This window comes from Streptomyces sp. UNOB3_S3, from assembly GCF_020740895.1.
GTDB lineage: Bacteria > Actinomycetota > Actinomycetes > Streptomycetales > Streptomycetaceae > Streptomyces.
Genome location: NZ_JAILXP010000259.1, coordinates 1 through 10,374 on the forward strand (window position 1 = coordinate 1; position 10,374 = coordinate 10,374).

Here is a 10,374-nt window from a genome sequence, read left to right on the forward strand (position 1 = left end):
ACCCGGCACCTCACCGCCCCCTCCCGCCGCTGTCGTGAGACGGCCGCCGCCCTGGGGCTCTCGCCGGAGCCGGCCCCCGGGATCGCCGATCTCGCCGTCGGCCGGTGGCGGGGCCGGAGTCTCGACGAGCTGGCGGCCGCCGAGCCGGAGGCCGTGGCCGCGTGGCTGGCGGACCCCGCCGCCGCGCCGCACGGGGGCGAGTCGGTGGTCGCGCTCGTCGGCCGGGTCGGCGCCTGGCTCGACGGGCTCGGGAGCGGGAACGACGGGGAGAACGACGACGGCGACGGCCGGGTGCTGGCCGTCGCCGAACCCGCCGTGGTCCGGGCCGCGGTCGTGCACGCGCTCGCGCTGCCGCCGCAGGCGTTCTGGCGGCTGGACGTGCGCCCGCTGACGCTGACCGCGCTCAGCGGGCGGGCGGGGCGGTGGAATCTGCGGTGCGGGGAGGCACTGGGGCCGGCGTCGTAGCGGCTATGCGTACGGGTGGAACCCCCGCCCCGCCTTGCGGCCGAGCAGCCCCGCCTCCACCATGCGCCGCAGCAACGGCGGCGCCGCGTACAGCGGTTCGCGGAACTCCTCGTACAGCGACTCCGCGATCGCCAGGACCGTGTCGAGGCCGATGAGGTCGGCCAGGGCGAGCGGGCCCATGGGGTGGGCGCAGCCGAGTTCCATGCCCGTGTCGATGTCACGGGCGGCGGCGAAGCCGGACTCGGCCATGCGGATCGCCGAGAGGAGGTACGGGACCAGCAGGGCGTTGACGACGAAGCCGGCCCGGTCCTGGGAGCGGACGACCCGGCGGCCGAGCGTGGCGGTGACGAACTCCTCCGCCGTGCGCAGGGTCCCGGCGCCCGTGTGGAGGGAGGCGACGACCTCGACGAGCGGCATGACCGGCGCGGGGTTGAAGAAGTGGAGGCCGATGACGCGGTCCGCGCGCGTGGTGGCCATGCCCAGCCGCATCACGGGGACGGAGGAGGTGTTGGTGGCCAGGACGGCCGCCGGATCCTCGACGATCTTGTCGAGGCCGGCGAAGACCTCCGCCTTGACGCCGGCGTCCTCCACCACGGCCTCGACGACGAGCTGCCGGTCGGCCATGTCGTCGAGGTCGGTGGTGAGGACGATCCGGGCGAGGGCCGCGTCGCGTTCGTCCGACGTCGCCCTGCCCCGGCCGACGGCCCGGTCGAGCGAGCGGGTGATCCGTTCGCGCGCTGCGCGCACGGCCGTGGCGTCGGCCTCGCGGACGACGGTGTCGAGCCCGGCGCGGGCGCACACCTCGGCGATGCCCGCGCCCATCTGTCCGCCGCCTACGACGCCGACGCGGCTGATCGGGGTGCCGGTCACCGGAACTGCTCCTCCTCGGTGGAGCCGCGCAGGGCGAGCGTCTCGGCGGCCGGGTTGAGCGCGGTGGACACCAGGTCGAAGTAGCCGGTGCCTACCTCGCGCTGGTGCCTGACGGCGGTGAAGCCGTGCGCCTGGTCGGCGAACTCCCGCTCCTGGAGGTCGACGTAGGCGGTCATGCCGTGCTCGGCGTAGCCGCGCGCGAGGTCGAACATCGCGTGGTTGAGGGAGTGGAAGCCGGCCAGGGTGATGAACTGGAAGCGGTAGCCCATCGCGCCCAGCTCGCGCTGGAACTTGGCTATGCGGTCGTCGTCGAGCGCGGCCTTCCAGTTGAAGGACGGCGAGCAGTTGTAGGCCAGCGCCTTGCCGGGGTACCGGGCGTGGATCGCCTCGGCGAACTCGCGGGCCTGGGCGAGGTCCGGGGTGCCGGTCTCCACCCACAGCAGGTCGGCGTACGGGGCGTAGGCGAGGCCCCGGGCGATCACCGGGGCCATGCCGGGCTCGACACGGTAGAAGCCTTCCGCCGTCCGCCCGCCCGTGCAGAAGCGGGCGTCGCGCTCGTCGACGTCGCTGGTGAGCAGGTTGGCGGCGAGCGCGTCCGTGCGGGCCACGATCAGGGTGGGGACGTCGGCGACGTCGGCGGCGAGCCGGGCCGCGTTGAGGGTGCGGATGTGCTGGGCGGTGGGCACGAGGACCTTGCCGCCGAGGTGGCCGCACTTCTTCTCGGAGGCGAGCTGGTCCTCGTAGTGGACGCCCGCCGCGCCGGCGGCGATCATCGCCTTGGTGAGCTCGAAGGCGTTGAGCGGGCCGCCGAAGCCGGCCTCGGCGTCGGCGACGATCGGCGCGAGCCAGTCCACGTCGCCGCCGGAGCCCTCGGCGGTGGCGATCTGGTCGGCGCGCAGCAGGGCGTTGTTGATCCTGCGGACCACGGTGGGCACGGAGTTGACCGGGTAGAGGCTCTGGTCGGGGTAGGTGTGCCCGGCCTGGTTGGCGTCGGCGGCGACCTGCCAGCCGGAGAGGTAGATGGAGCGCAGCCCGGCCCGCACCATCTGGACGGCCTGGCCGCCGGTGAGGGCGCCGAGCGCGTGGACGTAGTCGCGCTCGCGCAGTTCGCGCCACAGGCGCTCGGCGCCGCGCCGTGCCAGCGTGTGCTCCTCGCGGACGCTGCCGGAGAGCCGTATCACGTCCTCGGCGCCGTAGGTGCGCTCGATGCCCTTCCAGCGCTCCTCGGTGGCCCAGCGATGTGCGAGTGTCGCGGCAGCGGTTTCCACGTGCTCCATGTCCCCTCCTGATGTGAAGACTGCTGTGAAGGCTGCAAAGAAACGGAATGCCTGCGAAGGCCCGCCGGCCCGGCCCCCCTCAGGGCCGGGCCGGCCGTGCGACGACTCTCCCACCGGCGCGGCTCGGCCGTCGACGATGGCCGCGTGCCAATTTCCGCCAAGGACCCCCGGCCACTTTGCGAAGGTTGCCAACACCGCTACGCTCACGGGCATGGGGAGGACCTACGCCGGCGCCCGGCTGCGCCGGCTGCGCGAGGAACGCGGGCTCAGCCAGGCCGAGTTGGCCCGGCGGCTGGCCGTCTCCCCGAGCTATCTCAACCAGATGGAGCACGACGCCCGGCCGCTGACCGTGCCCGTACTGCTGCGGCTGACCGAGGCGTTCGGCGTGGATCCCGGTTTCTTCGCCGAGCGGGACACCACCCGCCTCCTGGCGGACCTGCGGGAGGCGCTCGCGGACGGGCCGGAGGGCGGCCGGGTCTCCCCCGCCGAGCTGAGCGAGCTCGCCCACCGGCTGCCGACGGTGGCCCAGGTCCTGCTCGACCTCGACCGCCGCAACCGCGCGCTCACCGAGCGGATCGCCGAACTCGCCGGCGACCGGGGGCCGGACGAGGCCGCCGTCCTGGGCCGCACCCCGTACGACGAGGTGCGGGAGTTCTTCTACCGGCGGCAGAACTACCTCCACGACCTGGACACGGCCGCCGAGGGCCTGGCGGCCGGGATCGGGCTGCGGCGCGGCGAGGTCCGGCAGGCCCTGGCGGCGCGGCTCGCCGAGCGCCACGGCGTCCGGCTGGTGGCCGACGCCGAGCAGCAGCACCGCTACGACCCGGCCTCCCGGGTGCTGCACTACTCGCCCCGGCTCCGCCCCGGCCAGCAGGCGTTCCGGATGGCGACGCAGCTGGCGCTGCTGGAGTACGGGCGGGAGCTCTCCCGGCAGGCGGCCGAGGACTTCACGGAGGACTCCCCCGCCTGGACGCCCGCCCGGATCGGCATCGCCAACTACTTCGCCGCCGCGCTGATCCTGCCGTACGGCGTCTTCCACGCCGCCGCCGAGGAGACGCGCTACGACATCGAGCGGCTCGCCGACCACTTCGGGGCCGGCTACGAGACCGTCTGCCACCGGCTGTCCACCCTCCAGCGGCCGGGGGCGCGGGGTGTGCCGTTCTCCTTCGTCCGCGTCGACCGGGCGGGCAACCTCTCCAAGCGGCAGTCCGCCACCGGTTTCCACTTCTCCCGGGGCGGGGGCACCTGCCCGTTGTGGAACGTCTACGAGGCCTTCGCCTCCCCCGGGCGGGTCCATGTCCAGATGGCCGCCATGCCGGACGGCCGGCGCTATCTGTGGACGGCCCGTACGGTCACCCGTTCCCGGGGCGGCTGGCACGAGCCGGGCAAGACCTTCGCCATCGGCCTGGGCTGCGAGATCCGGCACGCGCACCGGCTGGTCTACTCCGCCGGCCTCGACCTGGACGACGCGTCGGCCGCGACGCCCATCGGCATGGGCTGCCGGGTCTGCGAGCGGCTGGACTGTCCCCAGCGGGCCGTGCCGCCGCTGGGCCGCCGGCTGGCCGTCGACGAGAACCGCACGACCTTCGTGCCGTACCCGGTGGAACAGCCCTGAATCGCCGAAGCGCGAGCGTTCCGGTACGGCTATACGATGAAAAAGGCCCCTAATACAGGAAACCTTGTTCCGTCGTTTGCCCTCTCTCCAGGAGACCCCCCGTGAAGAGGAGCGACAACCGTGGGCCTTACGTCCCAGACCTTCCTGCTGACCCTGGTGGTCATAGCCGTCGCGGTGACCGCGCTGGTCCTGTGGCTGTGGCCGAAGGCCGCGAAGAAGGGGCCCCTCGCGTTCGCCTCCCGCCTCGGGATGCTCCTGCTCGCCCAGCTCTGCATCCTGTCCGTGCTGCTCGTCGCGGCGAACAACGAGTTCGGCTTCTACTCCACCTGGAAGGAACTCCTCGGCCAGAACTCCCGCAAGCAGGCGCTGCAGGCCGGCTCCGGCAACGGCAAGCGGCCCCCGGCCCTGACGGTCAAGGGGCAGGAGCCCGTCGGCCTCGGCCCGAAGGAGAAGGCCGGACAGGTCGACCGGATCGAGATCAACGGCCCGGTGACCGGGCTGAGCATGGACGGCTTCGCCTATCTCCCGCCCCAGTACTTCCAGAAGGGGCATGAGAAGGACACCTTCCCCGTGATCGTGGCGATCACGGGCCAGCCCGGCCAGTCCATCAACCTCATCACCAAGGCCAAAGTCCCCCAGGCCGCCTCCAAGGCCGTGATGGCGGGCGAGATGAAGCCGACGATCGTGCTGATGCTGCGCCCCTCGGTGGTGGCGGACCGCGACACCAACTGCACGGACGTGCCCGGCGGTCCGCAGGCGCTGACCTTCTTCAACCAGGACGTCCCGGTCGCCGTCAACGACACCTATCGCGTGGACAACACGCGTGGCGGCTGGGGCGCGGTGGGCAACTCCACCGGCGGCTACTGCGCGTTGAAGATGGCCATGACCAACCCCTACCGGTACGGCGCCGCCGTCGGCCTGTCCACCGACCTCTACGCACGCCAGGACCGCGACACCGGCGACCTGTACGCCGGCAACAAGCAGCTCAAGAACGAGTCCGACTTGACGTGGCGCCTGGAGCACATGCCCCCGCCCCCGGTCTCCCTGCTCCTGGCCGCCAGCGAGAAGGGCGAGGAGAAGTACTACGCGCAGATGGAGAAGTTCGCGGGGAAGGCCAAGCCGCCCACCAAGGTCGAGAAGCTGGTGCGCGAGGAGGGCGGCCACAACTTCGTCACCTGGCGCGAGGAATACCCCGTGGTGCTCCGCTGGCTCGACAAGGAACTCGCCACCCGCCGCTGACGCCCGCGCACACGGCCTTCACCACCGGAGGGGAACGCTATCGGCCGACGCCACGTCCCAGCCAGTGTGGCCCGAAAGCGCACGGCTCCGTACGCCGTACGCGGGGGGGGAAGGGGCGTACGGCATATGGACACGGAACGCCGCAAACCACTGCTGGCCGGGCGCTACCGGCTCCTGGAGCAGCTCGGCCGGGGCGGCATGGGCGTCGTCTGGCTGGCCCTGGACGAGGTGCTGGACCGCGAGGTGGCCGCGAAGGAGGTCCAGGCGCCGGAACGGATGAGCGCCGACGACGTCCGCGTCCTCTACGCCCGGCTCAAACAGGAGGCCCGCGCGGCCGCCCGGATCAGCCACCCCAACGTCATCACCGTCCACGACGTGGTGGAGCAGGAAGGCCGCCCCTGGATCGTGATGGAGCTGGTGCGCGGGCAGTCCCTGGACGCCGTGCTCCGCCAGGAGGGGGTGCTGACGCCCAAGGAGACGGCCCGGATCGGCGGCCTGGTGCTCCAGGCGCTGCGCGCCGCCCACGCCGTCGGGGTGCTCCACCGCGACGTCAAACCGGCCAACGTCCTGCTGGAGGCCGGGGGCCGGGTCGTCCTCACCGACTTCGGCATCGCGCTCGTCGAGGGCGCGGGCACCCTCACCCGCACCGGCGACCTCATCGGCTCCGCCGAGTACCTCGCCCCGGAGCGGGCGGTGGGCAAGCGCCCCGGCATCCCCTCCGACCTCTGGTCGCTGGGCGCCCTGCTGTACGTGGCGGTCGAGGGGGTGTCGCCGTTCCGGCGCGGGGACGCCCTCAGCACGCTGCGGGCCGTGGTCGACGACCCGCTGGCCCCGCCCCGGCGCGCCGGCCCGCTGACGCCACTGCTGGAGGGGCTGCTGCGGAAGGATCCCGCGCGGCGGATGGGCTCGGCCGAGGCCGAACAGCTCCTGGAGGCCGTCGCCAGCGGCCGGCTGACGGAACAGCCGGGGTACGTGCCCACGGCCCTCGACGAGCAGGTGCGCGCCCGCACGGAGACCCCGGCACCGGCGCCCCTCCCCGTACGGGAGACGCCCTCGCCGTTCCCACCGACGCCCACGCGGTCACCGACGCCGACGCCCACACCGGCACCGGCACCGGCACCCACGCCCACGCACTCACCGACGCCCTGGCCCTCCCCGGTCGCCTCGCCGACCCCGCCGCCCGTACCGGTCGGACTCCAGCAGGGGGGTCTCGCCACGCCCCTGATCGGCCCGTCCTACGGCGATCCGCGCCACCCCGGATACCCGCTGCGCCCGGATCCGGATCCGGATCCGGTGCCGGACCCCGGGCGGCGGAAGGCCGCCTGGATCGTGGCGGCCGTCACCGCGCTGGTCCTGGTCGCCGGGGGCACCGCCGGGGTGATCGCCTTCCGCGACGCGGGCGGCGGCGGCACGGGGACAACCCCGGGCGGCGGGCCCACCGCCTCGGTCTCCCAGGGCACGAGCGGAGGCCAGGACGGGCAGAGCCAGGCCCCGGCCACCGGGCCGACGGGGGACGACGGGTCCGGCGACCCGTCCCCGTCCACCGGCTACGAACCATCTCCCAGCCCGCGGACGACGTGCGGTGGCGGCTGGGTGACGTCGTGTTAGTCACGCTATCGGGGGTGTGAGTGTGCAACGGACCAGGATCGTCTCACTGCTGACGGTGCCCGTGCTGCTGGCCGGCGCGGGCCTGACGGCCTGTTCCTCGGACGGGGGGAAACCGGCGAAGATCGCCCTGGAGGCGGCGGGGGTGGTCGCGGCGCAGCCGTTCGTCCAGGCCCCGGGGGCCGACATCCAGGGAGTCAAGGCCGTCCCGGTGAACGGGGGCACCACCCGGGCCGACGCCAAGGGGGCCTTCGGCGGAACCCCGGGCCAGACCCATTGCGACCGGGCCAAACTGATCGACCAGCTGACCCAGGACCCCGTGAAGGGGAAGGCCTGGGCCGATGTCCGGGGCATCGCCTTCGAGAGGATCAAGGATCACATCAACGGCCTCGCCGAAATCACCCTCGCCCAGGACACCCTGGTCGAGAACCACAACTACCAGGGCGACGGCAAGACCGTCGCCTACCTCTCCGTCCTCCAGGCGGGCGTCACCATCCTCCGGGACGACTACGGGACCCCGGCCGTGAAGTGCAACTGCGGCAACCCGCTGGGGAAACCGGACGACGTCGACCGGAAGGAGTCCACGTACACCGGGACCAAGTGGGAACGCTTCGAGATCACCCAGATCACCGTGATCGAGGCGCGCACCATCGAGCAGGGCCCTCTGAAGGAGGTCTCGCTCGTGGACGTCCAGCACCCCGACAAGGCCTTCGACCGGCCGGCCAAGGGCGACGGCTCGACCGACGGCAAGCCGTACACCCTGCCGACACCGTCGCGGCCGGGCGGTTCCGGCTCCCCGTCGGACGCGGGGTCCGGGTCTCCCTCCGGTTCCGCTTCCGGCCCCGCGTCCGGCTCTCCGTCCGAGCCGGGTACGGGCTCCCCCTCGGGTTCGGGCTCGGCGTCGGGCTCGGCGTCGGGGCAGGGCCCGTCCTCGACCCCGTCCCCCTCGTCCACCCCATCGGGCACGGGCACCGGCGGTCACAGCCCGTCGTCCGGCGGTGGTCATACGCCCTCCAAGCCGCCCTCGCTCCCGGCGCCTTCACGGACTTCCTCACCGACCGCGCGGCCGAGACGTACACGGCCCTGCTGCGCGACTGGCACCCCGTCGGCACGGGCACCCTCGACCTGGTCCCGGCCCCGCTGGCGCAGGGCGCCCTGGACGCGGAGCTGCGCCGCCGCGTCCTGGCCGGGCTCCCGGACGTACCGTTCCTGCCGAGCGCGGCGGCCGCCCCGGCGGACGAGCCCGCCCCGGCGCCCGGCACCGGGATCGAGGGCATCCCGTGGACGGAGTCCCCGGACGCGTCGACGCAGCGCCCGGGCCCGGCGGCGCCCGAGCCTCCCGCCCGTGAGGCGGACACCTGGGACGACGACCCCTTCGCGCAGGGCGGCCCCGGCGGCGGGCCGCAGGCCCTGCGCCCCCGCGACGCCGAACTCGTCGAGGGCGCGGGCACGGCGACCGTGGCCGTCCTCGGCGAGCTGTTCCCGAACCTCCTCCCCGCCGGCCTGGAGCGCCGCCCGGAGCTGCGCGCCCTGGGCGTGCCGCGCGTGCCGCTCGGCGAGATCGTCGACCGGCTCGCCGGGGCCGAGCGCCCGGCGGACTGGTGGTGGCGGCTCTACGACAGCCTCGCGGGCGTGGACCCGGACCGGCTGACGGGCCTGCCCGTACCGCTGGCGGACGGCCGCACGGCGATCGGCCCGCGCCAGGTCCTGCTGCCGCTGCCGCCGGCCGACGCGACCGGCCCGGAAGCGGAGGCCCCGAACTCGGAGCGCCTGGCCCGCCTGGGCCTGAAGGTCGCCCACCCCGACGCCGCGCACCCCCTGCTGGAGAAGCTGGGCGCGACCCCGAGCTCGCCCCGCGCGATCCTGACGACGCCGCAGGTGAGGGCCGCGGTGGCGGCGTCCCTGGACGCCGGCGAGGTCTGGGACGACGAGGAGACGCTCGACAGCGAGGCCCTCGCCGAGATCGTCCTCGCCCTGGTCCGCGACGCCGACCTGGCGCCCGGTGACGAGCCGTGGCTGGCGGCCCTCGCCCTCCCCGACGAGGACGGCGAGCTCGCCCCCGCCGGCGAACTCGTTCTGCCCGGCAGCCCGTTCGAGCAGGTCATCCGCCCGGGAGAGCTGGCCGCGTGCGACGCGGAGCTGGCCGGGCGCTGGGGGGAGCAGCCGCTGACGGCGGTCGGCGTGCTGGCCGACTTCGCGCTCGTCCGCGCCGCCGACGTCGTCCTCGACCCGGACGAACTGGAGCCGCGCGACGGGGACTTCGCCGAGCCCGACGACGCGGGCCTGCTCGACGCCGTCGACGTGTGGTGCGAGGACGTCCTCGACCGGCTCCCCGACACGCCGGTGCCGCCCGTGGCCACGGAGATCGTGGCGGTCCGGGACCTGGACCTGGTCGACGACGACGCGTGGCCGCAGGCCCTCGCCCTCCTCGGCCGGCCACCCCTGCGGGACGCGCTGACGAACCCGGTGCGGATCCTGCTGCCGGACGGTACGACCGAGTCCGTGCGCCCGTACACGGCGTGGTGGCTGCGTGGCCACCCCGTCCTGGACGGCCGCCGCCCGGCCGGTCTGCGGGTGGCGGGCGGCGACCCGCTGCTGGAGGGCCTCTACGAGGCGGCGGACGCGGGCGGCCTCGCCGACGAGCAGGTGCTGCGGGCGCTGGGCGTCCGTACGTCCGCGGCCGCGCTGCTGGACGAGCCGGGGGGTGCGGCGGAGCTCCTGTCCCGCCTCGCGGACCCGGCCCGTCCGGTCCGGCCCGCGCAGCTGCACACGCTGTACGGCCTGCTGGCCGACCTCGACCCGGACGACGTCACGCTCCCCGACGAGCTGCGGGCCGTGCTCGACGGCGAGGTGCGCGTCGTGGACGCGGCGGACGCGGTCGTCGCGGACGCGCCGGACCTGCTGCCGCTGGCGGAGGGCGTCGCCCTGCTGCCGGTCGCCCCGGAGCGGGCCGCCGCGCTGGCGGAGCTGTTGCAGGTGCGACGCCTGAGCGAGGTGGTCCCCGCCGTCGTCGGGACGGCCGACGGTGAGCTCCGGGATGTCCCGGAGGAGATCCGGGTCCTGCTGCCGGGTGCCCCGGCGACGTACGTCGAGCACGAGGAGCTCGTGATCGACGGCGTGGAGCTGGACTGGCGCCTGGGCCCGGACGGCGTGCTGCACGCGGCGACGCTGGAGGGCGTGGCGGCGGGCCTGGCCTGGGCGTCCGGCGCGTGGGCCCGCCGCTTCGAGGCGGCGGCGCTGCTGGAGGACCCGTCGCGCACGGAGGAACTGGCGCGGGCGCGCTGGTTCGACTGACGGCTCGGT

The 10,374-nt window shown here is 74.4% G+C and carries 7 protein-coding genes and 1 pseudogene; 6 read left to right on the top strand and 2 right to left on the bottom strand.

Annotated elements, in window-relative coordinates; genetic code table 11:
- Nucleotides 1-465: histidine phosphatase family protein (locus K6I33_RS24555; RefSeq protein ID WP_229356695.1), on the top strand; the 465-nt coding region annotated here is incomplete at its 5' end.
- 3 nt (nt 466-468) lie between these two features.
- Here K6I33_RS24555 and K6I33_RS24560 read toward each other — a convergent pair.
- Both K6I33_RS24560 and aceA read right to left on the bottom strand, forming a co-directional pair.
- A complete protein-coding gene (locus K6I33_RS24560; RefSeq protein WP_308297288.1) occupies nt 469-1,335 on the bottom strand; it encodes a 3-hydroxybutyryl-CoA dehydrogenase in 867 nt (288 codons plus the stop codon).
- Complete coding sequence (gene aceA, locus K6I33_RS24565) at nt 1,332-2,612, bottom strand: isocitrate lyase (protein ID WP_229356696.1); 1,281 nt, start codon at nt 2,610-2,612, stop codon at nt 1,332-1,334. Before aceA ends, K6I33_RS24560 begins: the two co-directional genes overlap by 4 nt.
- Nucleotides 2,613-2,823: 211 nt before the next feature.
- On the opposite strand from aceA, the gene K6I33_RS24570 reads away from it, so the two are divergent.
- The 5 genes and pseudogenes from K6I33_RS24570 (at nt 2,824) to K6I33_RS24585 (ending at nt 10,365) form a co-directional block, all read left to right on the top strand.
- On the top strand, nt 2,824-4,227 hold the full coding sequence (locus K6I33_RS24570) for a short-chain fatty acyl-CoA regulator family protein (protein WP_229356697.1): 1,404 nt from the start codon (nt 2,824-2,826) through the stop codon (nt 4,225-4,227).
- A gap of 120 nt (nt 4,228-4,347) precedes the next feature.
- Nucleotides 4,348-5,466, top strand: a complete 1,119-nt coding sequence (locus K6I33_RS24575; RefSeq protein WP_229356698.1) for an esterase family protein — start codon at nt 4,348-4,350, stop codon at nt 5,464-5,466.
- Nucleotides 5,467-5,592: 126 nt separating this feature from the next.
- A complete protein-coding gene (locus K6I33_RS24580) occupies nt 5,593-7,074 on the top strand; it encodes a serine/threonine-protein kinase (protein ID WP_229356699.1) in 1,482 nt (493 codons plus the stop codon).
- 208 nt (nt 7,075-7,282) lie between these two features.
- Nucleotides 7,283-7,711: pseudogene (locus tag K6I33_RS36670) on the top strand (DUF6777 domain-containing protein); the annotation flags it as partial.
- Entirely contained in the window at nt 7,672-10,365 is a 2,694-nt protein-coding gene (locus tag K6I33_RS24585; protein ID WP_229356700.1) for a molecular chaperone Hsp90, read from the top strand. The pseudogene K6I33_RS36670 and the gene K6I33_RS24585, both read left to right, overlap by 40 nt.
- Nucleotides 10,366-10,374 lie beyond the last annotated feature (9 nt).

Coding starts and splice junctions, on each gene's coding strand:
- aceA (WP_229356696.1), bottom strand. CDS start 2,612: ATGGAGCACGTGGAAACCGCTGCCGCGACACTCGCACATCGCTGGGCC.
- K6I33_RS24570 (WP_229356697.1), top strand. CDS start 2,824: ATGGGGAGGACCTACGCCGGCGCCCGGCTGCGCCGGCTGCGCGAGGAA.
- K6I33_RS24580 (WP_229356699.1), top strand. CDS start 5,593: ATGGACACGGAACGCCGCAAACCACTGCTGGCCGGGCGCTACCGGCTC.